Origin of the sequence: Sphingomonas sp. ASY06-1R (genome assembly GCF_052180265.1) — a bacterium.
Taxonomy (GTDB): domain Bacteria; phylum Pseudomonadota; class Alphaproteobacteria; order Sphingomonadales; family Sphingomonadaceae; genus Sphingomonas_I.
In genome coordinates this window covers 3,541,618-3,561,052 of record NZ_CP197464.1, presented here as the reverse complement: position 1 = coordinate 3,561,052, position 19,435 = coordinate 3,541,618, and the positions used below count along the sequence as shown (strand labels likewise).

Below are 19,435 nucleotides of genomic sequence, written 5' to 3'. Positions count from 1 at the left end.
ATCCGCTGCACGGCTGGATCATCCTCGACAAGCCACTCGGCCTGGGGTCGACGCAGGCGGTGAGCGCGGTCAAGCGCGCGCTGCGCATCGCCGGGCATGGCAAGGCCAAGGTCGGGCATGGCGGCACGCTGGACCCACTGGCGAGCGGCGTTTTGCCGATCGCGATCGGCGAGGCGACGAAGCTGTCCGGCCGGATGCTCGACGCCGACAAGGCCTATGATTTCACGATTGGCTTCGGCACCGAGACGGACACGCTCGATCTGGAGGGCGCAGTCGTGCGCACCAGTGACGTGCGGCCCACTCTGGCGCAGGTCGAGGGCGTCCTCGCGCGATTCACCGGGCCGATCAGCCAGATGCCGCCCGCTTATTCGGCGCTGAAGGTGGATGGGAAGCGCGCTTATGATCTTGCTCGTGCGGGCGAGACGGTGGAGCTGGCGCACAGGGATGTCGTGATCCACGCGTTGCGCGTCCGCGACCACGCGCAACAAGGCCCTCTGGACGCGATCACGCTTTCTGCGCGCGTATCGAAGGGCACCTACATCCGCAGCCTTGCGCGCGACATCGCTGACGCGCTCGACACCGTCGGTCACGTGACCATGCTCCGGCGCATCAAAGCGGGGCCGTTCACGCTTGAAACGGCGATATCGCTGGACATATTGGACCAAAGCGCTAAGGACGTGCGGCTGCAAGAGCTGCTCTTGCCGCTGACGGCCGGACTGGACGACATCCCGGTCCTCGCCGTCTCCCCCGATCAGGCTCACGCGCTCCGCCAGGGGCGTCGGCTGATCGGTATCGCAGCACCACCAGGTCTCAACCTCGCGATCCTCGGCGAAATGCCCGTGGCGCTCGTCGAAGTCGGAGACGATATTTCGGTGGTGCGCGGCTTCAATCTGATGTCGGAGTGAAAAGACAATGACGATTACCGCAGAACGCAAAGCCGAAGTCATCAAGGAACATAGCCGCAGCGAGGGCGACAGTGGTTCGCCTGAGGTCCAGATCGCAATCCTGACCGAGCGGATCGTCAACCTGACCGAGCATTTCAAGACCCACGCGAAGGACAATCACTCGCGCCGGGGTCTGCTGATGATGGTGAACAACCGCCGCAGCCTGCTCGATTATCTCAAGAAAAAGGACGCCGCCCGCTACACTGCCCTGATCGGCAAGCTCGGCCTCCGCAAGTAACGAAAGGGCCGCCCGCAAGGGCGGCCCTTTTGGCATCCCGGTGCAGGCCGGGCTCTACCCCGCCGTTGGGCGCAGCCCCTCCGGTGGATGCTGAAACAAGTTCAGCATGACGATGTGATAGTCAAAGGACTCATCGGCAATTCGGCCGACGTCCAGGGACCAAGGTCCCACACCGCCGCAGGCCGGTAAGCCTGCACATGATGGCCCCGGCGCGCATCTGGCCGCCGGTGTGAAGGAAACCAAATGTTCGATATCAAGAAGACGGAAATCGAGTGGGGCGGCAAGACGCTGACCCTCGAAACGGGCCGTGTTGCCCGCCAGGCTGACGGCGCGGTCATCGCGACGCTCGGCGAAACGGTCGTGTTGTGCGCGGTCACCGCCGCCCGCTCGGTCAAGGAAGGGCAGGATTTCTTCCCGCTCACCGTTCACTATCAGGAGAAGTATTCGGCCGCGGGACGCATCCCAGGTGGTTTCTTCAAGCGCGAGCGCGGCGCGACCGAGAAAGAGACGCTGACCTCGCGTCTGATCGATCGCCCGATCCGCCCGCTCTTCCCGGAAGGCTTCTATAACGAGATCAACGTCATCGCTCAGGTGCTGAGCTATGACGGCGAGAATGAGCCCGACATCCTGGCGCTGGTCGCCGCGTCGGCTGCGCTCACCATCTCCGGCGTGCCCTTCATGGGCCCGATCGGCGCGGCGCGCGTCGGTTATATCGACGGCGAATATATCCTCAATCCGACGCTCGACCAGATCAAGACGGGCGATCTCGACCTCGTCGTTGCCGCCACCGGCAATGCCGTGATGATGGTCGAATCCGAAGCCAAGGAGCTTTCGGAAGATGTCATGCTCGGTGCGGTCGTGTTCGCGCACGATGCGTCGAAGAAGGTCATCAACGCGATCATCGATCTGGCCGAAAAGGCCGCGAAGGATCCGTGGGAGCTGACCCAGAGCGACGACAGCGCGCTCAAGAAGCAGGTCCACGACACGATTGGCGCCGGCATCGCCGCCGCTTACAAGATCACGACCAAGGCCGAGCGCGTCGCCGCTATCGCCGAAGCCAAGGCGCCGCTGAAGGACGCCTTTGCCGACGCCGACAGCGCCACCAAGCTCAAGGTCGCCAAGCTCGGCAAGAAGGTCGAGGCCGAGATCGTTCGTGGCCAGATCCTCAACGAGGGCGTCCGCATCGACGGTCGCGACACGAAGACGGTCCGTCCGATCGAGGCGATGGTCCACTTCCTGCCGCGCACGCACGGTTCGGCCCTGTTCACGCGCGGTGAGACGCAGGCGATCTGCTCGACCACGCTGGGCACCAAGGAAGCCGAGCAGATGATCGACGGGCTGAACGGCCTGTCCTACGAGCGCTTCCTGCTCCACTACAACTTCCCGCCTTATTCGGTCGGTGAAGTGGGCCGCTTCGGTGCGCCGGGTCGTCGCGAAGTCGGCCATGGCAAGCTGGCATGGCGTGCGCTGCACCCCGTGCTGCCGAGCATCGAGGAATTCCCCTACACGATCCGCGTCCTGTCCGACATCACGGAGAGCAACGGCTCCTCGTCGATGGCGACGGTGTGCGGTGGCAGCCTGGCGATGATGGATGCGGGCGTTCCGCTGAAGCGTCCGGTCTCGGGCATCGCCATGGGCCTGATCCTGGAAGGCAAGAAGTTCGCCATCCTGTCGGACATCCTTGGCGACGAGGATCACCTCGGCGACATGGACTTCAAGGTTGCCGGCACGTCCGAGGGCATCACCAGCCTGCAGATGGACATCAAGGTCGCGGGCATCACCGAGGAGATCATGAAGGTCGCGCTCGCACAGGCGAATGAGGGCCGTGCCCACATTCTCGGCGAGATGGCCAAGGCCCTCGACAGCACGCGCACCGAATTGTCTGCGCACGCCCCGCGCATCGAAACGATGCAGGTGCCCAAGGACAAGATCCGCGAAGTGATCGGCACCGGCGGCAAGGTGATCCGTGAGATCGTCGCCACGACCGGCGCCAAGGTCGACATCGAGGATGACGGCACCGTCAAGATCTCGTCGTCGGATCCGGCGCAGATCGAAGCCGCACGCAAGTGGATCGAAGGCATCACGCAGGAAGCCGAAGTCGGCAAGATCTACAACGGCAAGGTCGTGAACATGGTCGATTTCGGCGCGTTCGTGAACTTCATGGGCGGCAAGGACGGCCTGGTTCACATCTCCGAGATCAAGAACGAGCGGGTGGCCAAGGTCTCCGACGTCCTGACCGAAGGTCAGGAAGTGAAGGTCAAGGTGCTCGAGATCGATCCGCGCGGCAAGGTTCGCCTGTCGATGCGCATCGTCGATCAGGAAACGGGCGCCGAACTGGAGGACACCCGTCCGCCGCGCGAAGCCGGCGACCGCCCGGAGCGCAGCGATCGTGGTCCGCGCCGTGACGGCGAAGGCCGTGGCGATCGTGGCCCGCGTCGCGACGGCGAAGGCCGTGGTGACCGTGGACCCCGCCGTGAGGGCGGTGACCGTGGTCCGCGTCGTGAAGGCGGCGAAGGCCGTGGCGATCGCGGCCCGCGCGCGCCGCGCACGGAAGGCGGCAATGATGACGGCCCCGCGCCGGAATTCGCACCCGCATTCCTGACCCGCACCGACGACTGATCGATCGGGTTCAGTGCTAAAACGGAGAGGGCGCCCCACAGGGCGCCCTTTTTGTTTGCTCTCCTCCCCGAGTTTTCTCGGGGAGGGGGACCGCCGCGAAGCGGTGGTGGAGGGGAGACTTACGGCAAGAATGCCCCTCCACCATGCTGCGTATGGTCCCCCTCCCCGGCAAATGCCGGGGAGGAGAGATCGCCCGTCATTGCCTGCGACTTTCCATCCGCTCCAACCGCAACCATTACGAACTCGGCGGCAGCCGCCTGGCGGCGCTCTCCGCTCAGAAGGTTTTCGGCCCACAGTTCGACGCCGATCCGCAGCGAGCTGCGGCCCGTCTTCAGCACCTGCGCGACGAGCTCGACCATCTCGCCCTCGCACACCGGCGAGCGGAAATCGATCCGTTCGGACGCCGCCATGACCATCGTGCGGCGGGCATGGCGCGTGGCCGCGATGAAGGCCGCCTTACCCACCATGCGCAGCGCGTCGCCGCCGAACAAGGTGCTATAATGGTTGGTCTGCGGCGGGAAGACCATATCGACCATCCGCAACCGGCCGTCCCCGGTTTCTTCGGGTTCAGGGCCAAGCGGCGGCAGCGGCAGCCGTGTCCCCGGCTCCTTCACGGCCACCAGGGTGAACAGCCCGCGCGTGCAGAGCCGCCGCTCGCCCGACAAGAGGGCTTCCGCCGTCAGCGTTACCTCGACATCGACGGAACTACGCCCCACCCGTACGATCCGTGCCGCCGCGTCGATCAGTTCGCCCTTCAGCGCCGGAGCGGTGAAATCGATGCGCTCGGAGGCGGCGGTGACGAAGGTCGCGCGCCCGTGCCGCGAGGCGGCCAGGAACGCGACCTTGTCCATATGCGCCAGGGCCGTTCCGCCGAACAGCGTGCCATGGTGATTGGTGTCGCCCGGGAAGATCATGTCGATCAGCCGGACGACGCCAAGGTTCAACGGCGCCTGTTCTGCGGGCGGCGTCATGCCGCCCGTAAGGCCCGCGCCGCCTCGACCATCGCCACCAGGGCCGGCCGCACTTCCTCCCACTTGCGGGTCTTCAGCCCGCAATCGGGATTCACCCACAATTGGCGCGGCGGCAGATGCTGACCCGCCAGCCGCATCAGCGTCACCATCTCGTCCGTGGTCGGAACGCGGGGCGCGTGAATGTCATACACGCCCGGCCCGATCGCGTTCGGATAGCGATAGTCGGCAAAAGCCGCGAGCAGCTCCATCTGCGACCGCGCCGTTTCGATCGAGAGCACGTCGGCGTCCATCGCGCCGATCGACGGCAGGATATCGTTGAACTCCGAATAGCACATGTGCGTGTGGATCTGCGTTGCATCCGCCACGCCTGAGGCGCCCAGCCGGAAGCATTCCACCGCCCAGTCCAGATAATGCTGCCAGTCGCGTTGCCGCAGGGGCAGGCCCTCGCGCAGGGCGGCTTCGTCAATCTGGATCGCCTGGGCGCCGGCGGCTTCCAGATCGACAACCTCGTCCCGGATCGCGAGCGCGATCTGGCGACAGCTTGCCTCCCGCGGCTGATCGTCGCGCACGAACGACCAGTTGAGGATCGTGACCGGACCGGTCAGCATTCCCTTGACGGGCTTCTCCGTCAGGCTCTGCGCATAAAGCCACCAATCGACCGTCATCGGCTTGGGCCGCGAGACGTCGCCATACAGGATTGGCGGACGCACGCAGCGGGAGCCGTAGGACTGGACCCAGCCGCTGACAGTGAAGGCGAAGCCCGACAGCTGCTCCCCGAAATATTGGACCATGTCGTTCCGCTCGAATTCGCCATGCACCAGCATGTCCAGGCCGATTTCCTCCTGCCAGCGGATGGCACGCTCCGTCTCTTCCCGCAGGAAGCGGCCGTAGGCGACGGTGTCGAGATTGCCGCGGCCATGTTCGGCGCGGGCGTGGCGCACTTCGCCGGTCTGCGGGAAGGAGCCGATGGTGGTCGTCGGATAAGCGGGCAGGGGCAGCGCCGCCTCCTGGATCTGACGGCGATCGCCATAGGGCGTCTTGCGTGCCAGCATGTCGGGCGTGATGGCGCGCATCCGCTCCGCCACGGCCGGATCATGAATGCGCGACGAGGTCCGCCGCGCCGCGGCAGCCTGCGCGGATTGGGCCAGCGCGTCCTGCACGCTTGCTTGCCCTTCGTTCAGCGCGCGCTTGAGAATGGCGAGCTCCTCGACCTTCTGCACGGCAAAGGCCAGCCACTGCACGACTTCGGGATCGAGCTTGCGCTCGAGCGCGAGATCGACCGGCGTGTGGAGCAAGGAACAGGAGGGGGCGAGGATGATGTCGCGCTTCGCAGCGATCGGCGCCACCCGCGCGAGGATCGCATCGAGATCCGCCCGCCAGATGTTGCGACCATCGATCACGCCGAGGGACAGCAGCAGCGTGGCCGGGGCCTTCGCCAGCACCGCGTCGATCTGCTGCGGCGCACGGACGAGATCGACATGCAGCCCCGCAACCGGCAGCGACAGGGCCAGGTTCAGATTGTCGTCCAGCGCGCCAAAATAGGTGGTGAGCATCAGCTGCGGCCCGGACCGCGCCAGCCGCGCATAAGCGCGGGTGAGCGCGGCACGCTGGATGTCGTTCAGATCTAGCACGAGGCAAGGCTCGTCGATCTGCACCCACTCCGCTCCGGCATGCTTGAGATGGCTCAGCACGACGGCATACAGACCCAGCACTTCGTCCAGGAAGTCGAAGGGATCGACATCACGCCCCTTGGCGAGGGTCAGCCAGGTCACCGGACCAAGCAGGACCGGGCGCGTCTCAAGGCCGAGCGCCTTTGCCTCGCGATATTCGGCGACGATCTTCGACGCGTTGAGCGTGAGCCGCTGCCCCGCAGTGAGCTCGGGCACCATATAGTGATAATTGGTGTCGAACCATTTCGTCATTTCGAGCGCGGTCTGGCCGGCGCCATGGTTGTGGCCGCAGCTCTCTGTTGCGCCGGTTGTTCCGCGTGCCATCGCGAAATAGGTCGACAGAGTGGCTTCGCCTTCCGCCACGCCGTAACGCTGGGGGATGGCGCCCAGCATCACGCTGGTGTCGAGGACATGATCGTATAGCGAGAAGTCGTTCGACGGCAGCCAGTCAGCGCCCAGGGCCTGCTGGCGGGCCCACGCCGCCGTGCGCAGGGCGGCGGCTGCGTCCAGCAATTCGGCCTCGGACGATTTGCCGGCCCAATGCTGTTCGAGGGCGAATTTAAGCTCGCGCTTGGGACCGATGCGCGGAAATCCCAGCGTTGCGACAGTGACGGTCATTGATCTTCTCCACCCGAGAAAGGGCGGAGCGCCGGACGGACGCGCGACAGATCCCACGACGGGATAAGCCCGATCGTGCGCATGCCAGCGCCTGACCGGACACCCCGCCGGAGGACGTTATCGCGACGAGGCAGGTCTCCTGGCTCGCGGGTCGTCACGTCGGTCTGGCCTTCCCAGGAGCATGCCCCCAGTGACCTGTTTCGACCGCCGCTCGCCGCTTACAGTTGCGGGGGCAGCGCCGGCCTTGATCCCGAGGGACCGCACCGGCTTCCCGTCTTAGCTCCGCACGGAAAACCGTGTGGAGAACCTCGACCCGCTAAGCATCGGCCCGCTTGATGACGGCGTCAAGGCACATATAAAGAATTCTTTATATCAGCTGAAACAGGGCCGTAGCGCCGCTATCAGCGCACCAGGCCGGCCCGATTTGCGAGAATGACATTGCTCAGGACGGCGGTGTCGAGCGTGTCTGGAAGATGCGCGCAGAAGCCGATGCCGACATAGAAAGGCCCTTCGAGCGGGAGGCGGATCGGTGGTCCCCAGGCATGCATCGGCTCACCCAACAGGCTGACATAGAGCTGGAAGGCGTCGCCGTGCTTCTCGATCCCGATCCGCTTCGCGTTGGCGATAACGAGGCTGTCGGGGGATTTGCCGCCGGGCAGGTCGCCGCGGGATCCGACGCGATATTCCATGTCCCGGACGCGCTGGCCCTTGCCGGGCCGATAGGCGATATGGATCATGCCATCGCCGTGCAGCGCGACGAGCGCCTGCTTGCTGTCATCGTCCAGGCTTTGCCGGATCATCAACACCGCCTTGCGATCGAAGAACCCCTTCGGGTCCGGATAGGCGATGTCGGCCGCGAGACTGACGTCGCCGCGCATCGTCTTCCACAGGTAGTGAAACTCGTCGCGCGTATACCAGACATTGTAGCCGGCCGAGGTGATCCGATAGCTGCGGGTCGCCGGATCGTAGCTGGCCGATCCCGGCACGACGGCGCTGCCGACATCCGTCTGGCCGTCGAAGATACCGATCGGCTTGATCTGGGTGGTAGGCGGCCGGTGGAAATCCGCCGGGGGCGGACCCTGTTTATGGGTGGGAGAATCGGGGTAGGCCCAATCGGGCGCTTTCATCTGCGCGCAGAGCGGCGTCGCTGCTGTCAGCGCCACGATGAGGCCAAGCCTTGTTTTCATTGCGATCCACTCCGTCCTGTTTCGGGCAAAGTGAACCGCGCGCGGGCAATGCGCAATCGATCATATAGGATTTGGGAAAGTGGGGAGCTTCTGTTGCTCGGTGCTCCCCGTACCGCCGGAATCCGATTCTGTTGCCCGGTTCGGCCCGAACCGCGTTCAAGCTTTGTAATCTTAGCCGTTAGGCCTCAATTACGCAGCAATCGCGAGCGCCTCGTTATCGTTGGCACTTGTGGTTTTGATCGGTTTTACGGCTCAATCACGCCGGGCAAAAACATAATGCTCGTACACACGTCGATCCTGGTTCGGCCCCATCAGGACCGGCTCGTGAAGAGCCGATTTTGGTGGAGCCGCCGGGTACTGCCCCCGGGTCCGCTGCGTCAAACACTAGGCAATTTATCGCCATAGCCGGGCGAACCCGGCACGATCGATATAGGCATAAAGCCGGCGGGGTTAAAGGGGCTTGCCTATTCCCCGTCGAGCGGCAGCGATTTGGCGGCAGGCGCTGGGGGCACGGCGGGCGTGCCGGCTTTCAAGGCGTCGCGGATTTCCCGCAGCAGGACGAGTTCGGCGGGATCGGCGGGCGGCGGCGCGGCGGCCTTCTCGCGCTCGAGCGCGGTCATCGCCTTGGTGACGCCCCGAACGATCAGGAAGATGATGAACGCGACGATCAGGAAATCGACCACCTGCGTCAGGAACTGGCCATAGCCGATCAGCGGCACACCCGCTTTCTTCAGATCCGCATAAGAGGCGAGCGAACCCTTATAATCGGCCGGAATCGCGCCGAGCCGGATGAAATGGCTGGAAAAATCCAGCCCGCCCGACAGGCGGCCGATCACGGGCATGATGACGTCGTCGGTCAAACTCGTCACGATCTTGCCGAACGCGGCACCGATGATCACCGCCACGGCAAGATCCAGTACGTTTCCGCGGGCAATGAACCCTCTGAATTCCTTCAGCATCCTTAGTCTCCATCGCTTCAGGCCCGAATAAGGCGCTTTCTTTGCGCGGCGATCAAGCCCGATTGCGAAACGTGTATTGCGGCACTAAAACGCCGGGTGTCGATCCCCGACGGAGGTCCGCTATGTTTCGCCCGAACCGTTTTGCCCCCGCTCTGCTTGCTCCCGTCGCCGCATTGGCGCTGGGCGGCTGCGGGCTCAACTCGATCCCGACCGCGGAGGAAGCCGCCAAGGCGCGCTGGGCCGACGTCCAGAACGAATATCAGCGTCGCGCCGATCTGGTGCCGAACCTGGTGGCGACCGTGAAGGGCTATGCCAAGCAGGAAAGCACCGTGCTGGTCGGCGTCACCGAAGCGCGCGCCAAGGCGACGTCGATCCAGGTCAGTGCGGAGGATCTGAAGGATCCGTCCAAGCTGCAGCAGTTCGGCGCCGCCCAGGGTCAGCTGTCGCAGGCGCTCGGCCGCCTGTTGTCGGTTACTGAAAATTATCCGGACCTGAAGTCCAACACCAACTTCCTCGCGCTGCAGTCGCAGCTGGAGGGCACGGAGAACCGGATCACGATCGCGCGGCGCGATTATAACGCGTCGGTGCAAAGCTATAATACGCTGATCCGCACCTTCCCCAACTCGATCGGCGCCAAGGTCTTCTACGGTGCCAAGCCGATGCAGACCTTCCAGGCGACCGCACCCAACGCGCAAGCTGCGCCGACGGTGAATTTCTGAGGTGAACAAACCCGCGCAGGACCCTCTCCCCTTGTGGGAGAGGGTTAGGCAGAGGGGGGCGGGCAAGCCGCCTCGACGGCTGCGAGCACGACTTCATTCGGGGCGCTCGCATTCACTCGCGATCCCTCTACCTCCCGTGCTGTGCCATTCGGCGTCGTTCAGGACGGGCATGCGAGCCTCCCTTTCCCGCAAGGGGAGAGGGGTTGTCGCGTACTTCTCTGCATTGCTCCTTTGCGCGCTGGCCTCATCGCTCGCCCACGCGCAGGCTTTTCCGAAGTTCACCAACTTCGTGGTCGACCAGGCCAACGTCATTCCGCTCGCCGCGGAGCGGGAGCTCAATAGCAAGCTCGCCGACCTTCAGCGGCGAACCCGCCATCAACTGGCGATCGCAACCGTGTCCAGCCTCGAGGACCATACTATTCTGGACTATTCCGTGAGTCTTGCGCGCGCCTGGGGCGTTGGGCGTCGTGGTTACAATGACGGAGTGTTGATACTCGTCGCGCCGAATGAGCACGAGGTCCGGATCGAGGTTGGCTATGGTCTCGAAGCGACGTTGACCGACCCGCGCTGCTCCGAGATAATCCGTACCGCGATGGTCCCTCGTTTCACCAAGGGTGATTTGCCCGGCGGCATCGCGGCCGGCGCGGACGCCATCATCGCGCGGTTGAGGTCGGCTGCGCCCCTAGAGAAACCGGGAGCTTGATCATGCGCCGCCTATGGCCGCTTTTGCTCTTGTGGATTGCCTTGGCTGCAAGCCCCGCATTCGCACAGACTTTCCCACCGTTCACCGGCCTAGTGACCGACGCCGCCAATGTCTTGCCCGCGGATCGCAAGGCCGCGCTGGAAGCGAAGCTGCGGGCACTGCAGCAGCAAACCAACCATCAGCTCGTCGTCGCCACCATTCCCGATCTGCAGGGCCAGGACATTGCCGATTATGGCTATAAGCTCGGGCGCGCCTGGGGCGTTGGCCTGAAGGGCGCGGACAATGGCGCGATCCTGCTGGTTGCGCCAAACGAACGTAAGGTCCGGGTGGAGGTCGGCTATGGGCTGGAGCCGGTCCTGACCGATGCGCTTTCAAGCGTGATCATCAATCAGACGATCATACCGAAGTTCAAGGCTGGCGATATGGCTGGCGGCATCGAGGCGGGCGCGAATGCACTCATCACGCAGCTGCGCCTGCCGGACGATCAGGCCAAAGCGAAGGCAGCCGCGGCCGCCAAGCAGTTCGATGAGACCCATCGCGTGGGGCAGGCGGGCACAGCGCATTTCCCGATCGGTGTGATCATCTTCATCGCGGTGGTCGCCTTCATGCTGTTGTCCTTCTTCCGTCCGCGCGGCGGGCGACAATATGCGCGAAGCCGGGGGGATGGCGGAAGCGATTGGCCGATATGGTTGTGGGCCGCGAGCGAGATTGCCAGTCACAGCAGCAACAGCGATTCGTCATGGGGCAGCTCGTCCTGGGGCGGCGGGAGCGACAGCGGCGGTGGGGGCTGGGGCGGCGGCGGCTTTAGCGGCGGCGGCGGGGGCAGCTTCGGCGGCGGCGGCGCATCGGGGAGCTGGTAATGCGTCTTAAACCTGAGGACAGCGCCAAGGTCGCAGCCGCAATCCGCGCCGCGGAAGCGGGCACAGATGGGGAAATAAGCGCGATCGTCTCGCCGGTGTCGGACAGCTATGCCGACATCGTGCTGCAATGGTCGGCCATCGTTGCGCTGTTCCCATTGGCGCTGGTCGCGGCATGGCCCAGCCTGCTGCTCAAAGCGGTTTCCCCCGTGATCGGCTGGGAGGCGCCGTCACTCCGCATTTTGCTCAGCCTGTTGACGATCGCCTGTGTGATCCTGTTCGCGATCGCGCGCTTCGTCATCGGCCTGCCTTCCGTCCGGATGGCGATCACGCCGCGCGCGATCAAGGAACGGCGCGTGCGGGCCCGCGCGATCATGTTGTTCCGGGCGGGCACCGAACAGCGCACGCTGAGCAAGACCGGGGTGCTGCTTTACCTCAGCCTGGCCGAGCATCGCGCCGAGATCGTGGCCGATGCCGCGATCCACAGCAAGGCGCCGCAGGAGGCATGGGGCGAGGCCATGGCGGCATTGATCGAGGCGATGCGCGACAATCGCCCGGGCGATGGCGTCGCCGCCGCGGTGGAGCGGATCGGCGCGGTCCTGGCCACGCATTTCCCGTATACGGGCACCGACCCCAATGAACTTCCAGATCGGTTGATCGAATTATGAGCAAGCCGCTGCCGGGCACGCCAGATATCGTCTGGCAGGGCAAATTCATCACGGTCCGTAAATGGGACACGTGGGAATATGTCGGCCGTGCGCGCGGCATCAACGCGGCCGTGATCCTGGCGATCGTCGATGGCGACGTGTTGCTGGTCGAGCAATATCGCGTCCCCCTGGGCGGCCGCTGCCTGGAGCTGCCGGCGGGGCTGGTCGGCGATACGGACGAGGGCGAAGGCATCGAGCTCGCAGCGTCGCGCGAGCTGGAGGAGGAGACCGGCTATCGCGCGGACAAGGTGGACGTGATCGGTCGCTTCGCCTCCTCGCCCGGCATGGTTTCGGAGACATTCTGCCTGGTGCGCGCCACCGGCCTCACAAAGGTGGGGGAGGGCGGCGGCGTGCCCGGGGAAAATATCACCGTCCATCGCGTGCCGCTGCCGCAGCTGCCCAGCTTCGTCGCCGCCAAACGCGCGGAAGGCCTGTTCATCGACGTGAAGATGCTGACCCTGCTCGGAGCGGGATTGTTGGACTAGATCAGCGGGCGCGCGATCGAGCCAGCCTGTCGACGTCCCCCAGCAATGCTGTGTCGGGGTTCGGTCGATCGCCCATGCAACGGGTTGTGAAATAGCCACGATGGCCGTCGCGGCGCAGGAACAGCAGATAGCGCGTCCCTGCGCTGGCCCTGAGCTTACAGGTCGTGGCGGTACGGATCGTGATCGACCGCGCTAAAGGCTTTTTCCAAGCGCGTTCGACCGCAAACTCAAGAATTGTATCTCCTGTATCCCGGTCGCGAACCGCGGACACCATCCCCACCGCCACTGCGTCGGCGCGCGCAAATGCCTGCGGTGTCGATGGTGCGCGACAGCGGCATGCCGCTGCCGGTGTGGCCGCGACCAAAGCTGTCACGATAAGCAATGGCACGCGCATCATGTCCGCTCTCCGCTTCGCCAGCGGCTGCTGGCGCGCGCTCATCCTGTAACATGGGGATGGTCGGCGCGGATATTGTCGACCACCTCGTTCACGGCGCGCACGTCCGCGGCGCTGCCCGATGCAAAGACGTCCCAATTGCAATGGGGATGGGTTTTCATCGAGTATACACGCACGTCTCCAATCGCCCGGCGCCAATGTTGCCGCGTGCCGCCGACAGACCGGATGAGCTGCGAGAGGATAAGATTGTGGATCTGGATCGCATGCATTTCATCGCAATTGTGCGCGACCCGGTCCGGTTCAAGGGTCGCGCGCGGTCAATCTTTCAAGGGATCGACGGTGCGATCATCGCCAAAATGGTGCTGGCGCTGCGCCGCGTCCCGTTGTTTGGCATGGCTGTCGGCCTGCTCCGGGCTGCTGGGATCGTCGGTTTGCGGCGTGACACCGCCCTTGGCTGCACCGCCGTCTCTTACGGTCGCGTTTTGCAGTGCGTCCGAATCGGGATTGTTGTTCGTCATCCTCACCTCGACCGTGGCAACGGCATGATGGGCCGATGGGTTCCGCAGCTGGCATAGCGAGCCGGGGCTAATCGGGCTAACAGCGCGCAATGCTTCGCCTTACCGATCTCAAGCTGCCTTTGGGGCATGCACCAGATGCCCTGCGCGACGCCGTGATCGCGCGCCTTGGCATATCTGCCGCAGACCTCATCGATCTCACGATCGCCCGCCGTGCGAACGATGCCCGCCGCAAGTCGGCTATCCTGATGGTCTATTCCGTCGACGTGACGCTTCGGGATGAGGCCAGCGTGCTGGCCCGTCTGGCCGGCGATCCCCATGTGCGGCCGACCCCGGATACCCGCTACCGTTTCGTTACGCAGGCGCCGGCCGATGCGCCGCGCCCGATCGTGGTCGGTGCCGGACCGTGCGGCCTGTTTGCCGGGCTTATCCTGGCCCAGATGGGCTTTCGGCCGATCATCCTCGACCGCGGCAAGATCGTGCGCGAGCGGACCAAGGACACGTGGGGTCTGTGGAGGCGGGGCGAGCTCAACCCCGAATCCAACGTCCAGTTCGGTGAGGGCGGGGCGGGGACCTTTTCGGACGGCAAATTGTGGAGCCAGATCAAGGATCCGCGCCACTTGTCGCGGAAGGTCCTGACCGAATTCGTGGCAGCGGGCGCGCCCGAGGAGATATTGACCGAAGCCCATCCCCATATCGGCACATTCCGGCTGGTGACGATGGTCGAGCATATGCGCGCCACCATCGAGTCGCTTGGCGGCGAATATCGCTGGCAGCATCGCGTCGAGGATCTTGTGATTGAGACCGGACCCGATGGCGCGCGGCGCCTTACCGGGCTGCAGCTCGACAATGGCGCGGTCCTGGAGGCCAGCCATGTCGTGCTGGCGGTCGGCCATAGCGCGCGGGACACATTCGCGATGCTGCACGAACGTGGCGTCCATATCGAGGCGAAACCCTTCTCCATCGGGGTGCGGATCGAGCATCCCCAGTCGTGGATCGATCGTGCGCGTTTCGGCGAATGCGCCCGCCATCCCGATCTGGGCGCCGCGGCCTACACCCTGGCGCATCACTGCGCCGATCAGCGTACCGTCTACAGCTTCTGCATGTGCCCCGGTGGGCGGGTGGTGGCGGCAACGTCCGAGCCGGGACGCGTCGTGACCAACGGCATGAGCCAATATTCCCGGGCCGAGTTCAATGCCAATTCCGGTCTGGTCGTCGGCATCGATCCGGCGCGCGACTATCCCGGCCATCCGCTTGCGGGCCTTGCGCTCCAGCGCGAGCTGGAGGAGCGCGCCTTCACTGTCGGCGGGTCGGACTATCGGGCGCCTGCGCAACGGATCGGCGATTTCCTGGCGGGCCGCCCCTCGACCGCGCTGGGAGAGGTGACGCCCTCCTATAAGCCGGGGGTCACGTTGACCGATCTTGCGACCTGCCTGCCCGACTTCGCCGTCGCTGCGATCCGCGAAGCCCTGCCCGTGTTCGGGCGTCAGATTGCCAATTACGATCATCCCGATGCGGTCATGACGGGCGTCGAAACACGGACATCATCCCCGATCCGCATCACGCGCGGCAGGGACTTCCAGAGTCTCAACACCGCGCGCCTGTTTCCGGCGGGCGAGGGCGCAGGCTATGCCGGCGGCATCCTGTCGGCTGCGATCGACGGCATCAAGGTCGCCGAAGCCGTGGCGCTGAGCATTACGGGTGGATCGTCATAGCGCGCGATATGTTGTGAGGTTGCGGCTTGCACCGGATCCCGGTCATCCTGCCGCGCACCACGGCTCATCGATCTAGAGGCGCACATCATGGATTATCGCCAGCTCGGCCGCTCAGGCCTTAAGGTTCCCGCGCTCAGCTTCGGCACGGGCACGTTCGGCGGCAGCAATGCCTTCTTCGAACGATGGGGGCAGACCGATGTCGATGAGGCCAGCCGCTTGATCGACATCTGCCTCGATGCCGGCGTGACGCTGTTCGACACGGCCGACATCTATTCGCAAGGCCGTTCGGAAGAGGTGCTGGGCGCCGCTTTGAAAGGCAAGCGCGACCGCGCGATGATTTCCACCAAGGCGAGCTTTCGCAAGGGGGATGGACCGAACGATACCGGCTCGTCGCGCTACCATCTTGTCCGCTCGGTCGAAGGCAGCCTGAAGCGGCTGGGTACGGATCATATCGATCTGTATTTCATGCATGGCTTCGACGCGCTCACGCCCGTGGAAGAGACGCTGCGCGCGTTGGACGACCTGATCACGGCCGGCAAGATCGGCTATATCGGCGCGTCGAACTTTTCCGGCTGGCACCTGATGAAAAGCCTGGCGGTCTCCGACGCCTACGGTCTGTCGCGCTACGTCGCCTATCAGGGCTATTATTCGCTCGTCGGGCGCGATTATGAGCATGAGCTGATGCCCTTGGGGATCGACCAAGGCGTGGGCCTGATGGTGTGGAGCCCGCTCGGCTGGGGTCGCCTGACGGGCAAGATCCGGCGCGGGCAGCCGATCGGCGAAGGGCGTATCGCGAAAGGTGGCGCCGTCGGCGGGCCGCACGTCGACGAGGACTATCTGTTCGATGTCGTCGATGCGCTCGACAAGGTTGCCGCCGATACCGGCAAGAGCGTCAGCCAGATCGCGCTGGCCTGGCTGCTGACCCGGCCGACCGTCGCGAACATCGTGGTGGGTGCCCGCACCGAGGATCAGCTTCGCCAGAATTTGGGCGCGGTCGGCTGGACCCTGGATGCGGAGCATATTGCGCTGCTGGATGATGCGAGCCGTCGGGCGCCGGCTTATCCTTATTGGCATCAGATGGATTTCGATGAGCGTAATCCCAAGCCTACCCATTGGTAGACAATAATGCCGGTGGCCTCAGGCCACCGGCGCATGCAGGACGACGTCGCCTGACGGGCGGCCGAGCCTCAATCGGTCACGCCGTATCCACCGCGTAATCATCAGTACGGCAACGACGGCCAGTCCGCTGGCTAGCCCGATCCAGATACCGATGCCGCCCCAGCCGAGCCCGAACCCCAGCCCGACCGCGACGCCGAGCCCAACGATCCAATAGCCGAAGGCCGCGAACAGCATCGGCACCGTCGTATCGTGCAGCCCGCGCAACATGCCCGCCGCAACAGCCTGCGCCCCGTCGACGATCTGGAAGACGGCCGCGACGCCAAGGAAGGTGACCGCCAACGCCACCACCGGCAGATTGGCGGGCTCATGCAGATCCAGGAACAGACTGACGATCGGCCGCGGCGCCACCCATAACAGGCAGGCGGTCAGCGCCATGAAGCCGACACCCATTACGAAGGCGGTCCACCCTGCCCGGCGGATGCCGTCCCGATCCTCCCGGCCGAAGGCGAGGCCGACGCGTACGGTTGCGGCTTGGGCCAGCCCTAACGGTACCATGAAGGTGAAGGTGCAGATTTGGATGGCGACCGCGTGGGCCGCAAGGGCGGCCGTGCCAATCAATCCCATCAGGAAAACGGCAGCGTTGAATACCGTCACTTCCAGGCCAAGTGTCACCGCGATTGGCGCCCCGAGGCGCCACACCTGGCGATAGCGTGCCCAATCGGACCGCCAGAAATTCCCGAACAGGCGATACCGCCGGAATTGCGGATGCACCATCACGACCGTCGCCATGCCGAGGAACATGGCCGTCTGCGTGATCGTGCTGCCAATGCCGGCACCGACCAGCCCCAATTGCGGCAGCCCGAACGCGCCGAAGATCAGGCCGTAATTGATGATTGCGTTGAAGATCACACCGCCCGTGCCGATCAGCATCGACCATATCGGGCGCTCCAGCGCCGCGACGAACGAGCGCAGCACCAGGTACAGCAACGCCGGAATCAGGCTCCATTCCAGTGCGCGCACGAACAAGGCCGCATCCCGCGCCAGCATGGGATCCTGACCCAGCGCGACCAGCAGCGTATCGGCATGCCACAGGATGATCAGCACCGGCACGGCAACGGTCAGTGCTGCCCACATCGTTTGCCGCACCGTGCGGCGCACGTCGCGCACGCTGTGCGGCATGCGGCCCAGCTGGCGGCTCAGCAGCGGGGACGAGGCCGTCACCAGGCCCATCCCGAAGACCAGGAAGGCCACGAACAGATTCGCGCCCAGTGCGCTCGCCGCCAGATTGCGTGCGCTGAGCCAGCCAAGCAGCACAACATCCGTGCCCTGGATCATCGCCTGGGTCAGATTGGTTAACACCAAAGGCGCAGCCAGCCGCACCGTCGCACCCGCTTCGCGACGCCAGGGCAAAGAGATGGGGGCAGCGCGCATCGCGTCGCTTTATGCGCCGCGCGGGCCGGGACCAAGCCGTGATCGCGCAGGCGCGGCGCGCGCCGGGTTTTAGGGGTTATGCCGTCGACTCGCCGCCATCCGCAAACGGTGCCGGTTGCGCCCATTCCGGCTTGCTGACGCAGGCGGCCAGGGCCGGATCGGCGGCAGCACGCGCGATCACGTGGCGATAGATTGCCCGTAGCGCTTCGTAAACGCGGGCATCCTCCGTGCGCAGCGCGGTCAGCGCACCCTGCTTTTCCGCCTGGACCAGCATTTCGGTGACCATGTGCACCATCGCCTGTTCCGACGTCCAGCGCTCCCGCTTCATCCGCGGCGCCACGAAGAATGCCGGTTCGAAGAATAAAAGCTCCGCCTGCGCCAGCGCGTTGCTGTCGAGGCCTTGTTGCCGCAGGAGAATGATCTCCCCCCGCAGCGCCGTCTTGATGCGAAATCGCTCGAACATGGCAACCGCCTCCGTCGTCACCGACATCACAAGATAAGCAAAAGATGCCGGTAAGTTCCCGCAGTGCCCAACAACGGATCGGCACAATTGCCGCCGCGCGTAGATCCGTTAGACTGTTACTATCCCTGAAAGGAAAGATCGCATGACACGGATCACGGCGCTTCCACTTCTCCTGGCCCTTGCGGGTCTGTCCGCCTGCAGTCGGGAAGCGCCCGATCCGCGCGGTTTGCAGCGGGGCGAGACGTTGCTGTCCATCTCCGCCACTGGCCAAGCCGAGGCGACGCCGGATCAGGCGCTGTTCACCGCCGGCCTGTCCAGTATCGGGGCGAATGCGCAGCAGGCCGCCGCCGGCAATGCCCAGGTGATGGGCCGGATCACGGCGGCGCTGGCCAAGCTGAACGTGCCGGAACGCGACATCCAGACGCGCAATGTCTCGCTCGGCCGCATCGACTATGGCAAAAACCGGGGGAAATATGAGGCGAATAATATCATCGCCGTGCGCGTGCGCGACATCAAGCGCGCCGGCCAGGCAATCGCCGACGTGACCGCCGCCGGCGCCAATATCGTCTCCGGCCCCGACCTCAGCGTCGCCGATCCGGAGAAGGCGAATCTCGCCGCCTATAGCAATGCGTTCCGTGCGGCGCAGGCCAAGGCACAGGCCTATGCGACAGCGGCGAACCTGAAAATCGTCCGCGTGCTGTCGATCCGCGACGGCGGCGAAGGCGGCTCCATGCCGCAAATGGGGGCGATGGAGGACCGCGCTATGGCTCCGCAGGTGCAGCGGGCAGCGCCGCCGATCATGGCCGGCACCAATTCCAATACGGTGTCGACCAGCATCGATTTCGTGCTGGCCCCAAAATGACAGGGCGTGAGGCGCATCGAAAGAGGTAGTTTACGCCACGGCCGTTTCGCCCTATCTGACCGTCGCCCGCCGGTTCCGGTGGGCGACCAGTCACGATAATGCGTCACGGCGCGGCATTGTGAGGATCGCTCGCGATGCGGGCATCGGGCGGTTAGCTCAGTTGGTAGAGCATCTCGTTTACACCGAGAGGGTCGGCGGTTCGAGCCCGTCACCGCCCACCATTTTCCCGTCAATTTGCTAGTCAGCGCGTGTCGATCAC

At 64.8% G+C, this 19,435-nt stretch carries 19 protein-coding genes, 1 tRNA gene, 1 other RNA gene and 1 riboswitch; of the genes, 13 read left to right on the top strand and 8 right to left on the bottom strand.

Annotated features, from left to right (window positions below):
- The first annotated feature begins 5 nt into the window (after window positions 1-5).
- The 3 genes from truB (at window position 6) to pnp (ending at window position 3,801) form a co-directional block, all read left to right on the top strand.
- Entirely contained in the window at window positions 6-905 is a 900-nt protein-coding gene (gene truB, locus ACSBM8_RS16770; RefSeq protein ID WP_442681627.1) for a tRNA pseudouridine(55) synthase TruB, read from the top strand.
- 7 nt (window positions 906-912) lie between these two features.
- Window positions 913-1,182 (top strand): 30S ribosomal protein S15, encoded by a 270-nt coding sequence (rpsO, locus tag ACSBM8_RS16765; protein WP_442679130.1) that lies wholly within the window; start codon window positions 913-915, stop codon window positions 1,180-1,182.
- 243 nt (window positions 1,183-1,425) lie between these two features.
- Window positions 1,426-3,801 carry a polyribonucleotide nucleotidyltransferase gene (pnp, locus tag ACSBM8_RS16760; protein WP_442679129.1) on the top strand — a complete coding sequence of 792 codons (2,376 nt, stop codon included), beginning with the start codon at window positions 1,426-1,428 and terminating at the stop codon, window positions 3,799-3,801.
- A gap of 119 nt (window positions 3,802-3,920) precedes the next feature.
- Here the strand turns inward: pnp and ACSBM8_RS16755 are convergent, their stop codons facing one another.
- The 5 genes from ACSBM8_RS16755 to mscL all read right to left on the bottom strand — a co-directional run bounded on the left by ACSBM8_RS16755 (window position 3,921) and on the right by mscL (window position 9,206).
- On the bottom strand, window positions 3,921-4,772 hold the full coding sequence (locus ACSBM8_RS16755; RefSeq protein WP_442679128.1) for an acyl-CoA thioesterase: 852 nt from the start codon (window positions 4,770-4,772) through the stop codon (window positions 3,921-3,923).
- Window positions 4,769-7,060, bottom strand: coding sequence for a 5-methyltetrahydropteroyltriglutamate--homocysteine S-methyltransferase (gene metE / locus ACSBM8_RS16750; protein ID WP_442679127.1), 2,292 nt, complete (start codon window positions 7,058-7,060; stop codon window positions 4,769-4,771). The genes ACSBM8_RS16755 and metE overlap by 4 nt, the downstream gene beginning before the upstream one ends.
- A gap of 112 nt (window positions 7,061-7,172) precedes the next feature.
- Window positions 7,173-7,386: riboswitch (cobalamin riboswitch) on the bottom strand.
- 75 nt (window positions 7,387-7,461) lie between these two features.
- Window positions 7,462-8,247 carry a hypothetical protein gene (locus tag ACSBM8_RS16745; protein ID WP_442679126.1) on the bottom strand — a complete coding sequence of 262 codons (786 nt, stop codon included), beginning with the start codon at window positions 8,245-8,247 and terminating at the stop codon, window positions 7,462-7,464.
- Between the two features lie 117 nt (window positions 8,248-8,364).
- Window positions 8,365-8,706: a transfer-messenger RNA gene (gene ssrA, locus ACSBM8_RS16740) on the bottom strand.
- Between the two features lie 5 nt (window positions 8,707-8,711).
- Complete coding sequence (gene mscL / locus ACSBM8_RS16735; protein ID WP_442679125.1) at window positions 8,712-9,206, bottom strand: large conductance mechanosensitive channel protein MscL; 495 nt, start codon at window positions 9,204-9,206, stop codon at window positions 8,712-8,714.
- A 122-nt stretch (window positions 9,207-9,328) separates the two neighbouring features.
- Between mscL and ACSBM8_RS16730 the strand changes: the two genes are divergently transcribed.
- From ACSBM8_RS16730 to ACSBM8_RS16710, 5 genes are all read left to right on the top strand, one after another.
- Window positions 9,329-9,925 (top strand): LemA family protein, encoded by a 597-nt coding sequence (locus ACSBM8_RS16730; protein ID WP_442679124.1) that lies wholly within the window; start codon window positions 9,329-9,331, stop codon window positions 9,923-9,925.
- A gap of 169 nt (window positions 9,926-10,094) precedes the next feature.
- Window positions 10,095-10,628: a TPM domain-containing protein gene (locus tag ACSBM8_RS16725; RefSeq protein WP_442679123.1), complete on the top strand. Its 534-nt coding sequence runs from the start codon at window positions 10,095-10,097 to the stop codon at window positions 10,626-10,628.
- A 2-nt stretch (window positions 10,629-10,630) separates the two neighbouring features.
- A complete protein-coding gene (locus ACSBM8_RS16720; protein ID WP_442679122.1) occupies window positions 10,631-11,488 on the top strand; it encodes a TPM domain-containing protein in 858 nt (285 codons plus the stop codon).
- Window positions 11,488-12,153, top strand: a complete 666-nt coding sequence (locus ACSBM8_RS16715) for a TPM domain-containing protein (protein ID WP_442679121.1) — start codon at window positions 11,488-11,490, stop codon at window positions 12,151-12,153. Before ACSBM8_RS16720 ends, ACSBM8_RS16715 begins: the two co-directional genes overlap by 1 nt.
- Window positions 12,150-12,677 (top strand): NUDIX hydrolase, encoded by a 528-nt coding sequence (locus ACSBM8_RS16710; protein ID WP_442679120.1) that lies wholly within the window; start codon window positions 12,150-12,152, stop codon window positions 12,675-12,677. Before ACSBM8_RS16715 ends, ACSBM8_RS16710 begins: the two co-directional genes overlap by 4 nt.
- 1 nt (window position 12,678) lies before the next feature.
- Here the strand turns inward: ACSBM8_RS16710 and ACSBM8_RS16705 are convergent, their stop codons facing one another.
- Window positions 12,679-13,074 carry a hypothetical protein gene (locus ACSBM8_RS16705; RefSeq protein ID WP_442679119.1) on the bottom strand — a complete coding sequence of 132 codons (396 nt, stop codon included), beginning with the start codon at window positions 13,072-13,074 and terminating at the stop codon, window positions 12,679-12,681.
- 245 nt (window positions 13,075-13,319) lie between these two features.
- Between ACSBM8_RS16705 and ACSBM8_RS16700 the strand changes: the two genes are divergently transcribed.
- The 3 genes from ACSBM8_RS16700 (at window position 13,320) to ACSBM8_RS16690 (ending at window position 16,420) form a co-directional block, all read left to right on the top strand.
- Window positions 13,320-13,646 carry a hypothetical protein gene (locus tag ACSBM8_RS16700; protein WP_442679118.1) on the top strand — a complete coding sequence of 109 codons (327 nt, stop codon included), beginning with the start codon at window positions 13,320-13,322 and terminating at the stop codon, window positions 13,644-13,646.
- Window positions 13,647-13,678: 32 nt separating this feature from the next.
- Window positions 13,679-15,301 (top strand): NAD(P)/FAD-dependent oxidoreductase, encoded by a 1,623-nt coding sequence (locus ACSBM8_RS16695; RefSeq protein ID WP_442679117.1) that lies wholly within the window; start codon window positions 13,679-13,681, stop codon window positions 15,299-15,301.
- 87 nt (window positions 15,302-15,388) lie between these two features.
- Complete coding sequence (locus ACSBM8_RS16690) at window positions 15,389-16,420, top strand: aldo/keto reductase (RefSeq protein ID WP_442679116.1); 1,032 nt, start codon at window positions 15,389-15,391, stop codon at window positions 16,418-16,420.
- Between the two features lie 18 nt (window positions 16,421-16,438).
- On the opposite strand, the gene ACSBM8_RS16685 is transcribed toward ACSBM8_RS16690, so the two are convergent.
- Together ACSBM8_RS16685 and ACSBM8_RS16680 are read right to left on the bottom strand one after the other, a co-directional pair.
- Window positions 16,439-17,851, bottom strand: a complete 1,413-nt coding sequence (locus ACSBM8_RS16685) for an MATE family efflux transporter (protein ID WP_442679115.1) — start codon at window positions 17,849-17,851, stop codon at window positions 16,439-16,441.
- Between the two features lie 76 nt (window positions 17,852-17,927).
- Window positions 17,928-18,314, bottom strand: coding sequence for a hypothetical protein (locus ACSBM8_RS16680; protein ID WP_442679114.1), 387 nt, complete (start codon window positions 18,312-18,314; stop codon window positions 17,928-17,930).
- Between the two features lie 142 nt (window positions 18,315-18,456).
- Between ACSBM8_RS16680 and ACSBM8_RS16675 the strand changes: the two genes are divergently transcribed.
- Both ACSBM8_RS16675 and ACSBM8_RS16670 read left to right on the top strand, forming a co-directional pair.
- Window positions 18,457-19,176: an SIMPL domain-containing protein gene (locus tag ACSBM8_RS16675; protein ID WP_442679113.1), complete on the top strand. Its 720-nt coding sequence runs from the start codon at window positions 18,457-18,459 to the stop codon at window positions 19,174-19,176.
- A 145-nt stretch (window positions 19,177-19,321) separates the two neighbouring features.
- Window positions 19,322-19,397: transfer RNA gene (locus ACSBM8_RS16670), tRNA-Val, on the top strand.
- Window positions 19,398-19,435 lie beyond the last annotated feature (38 nt).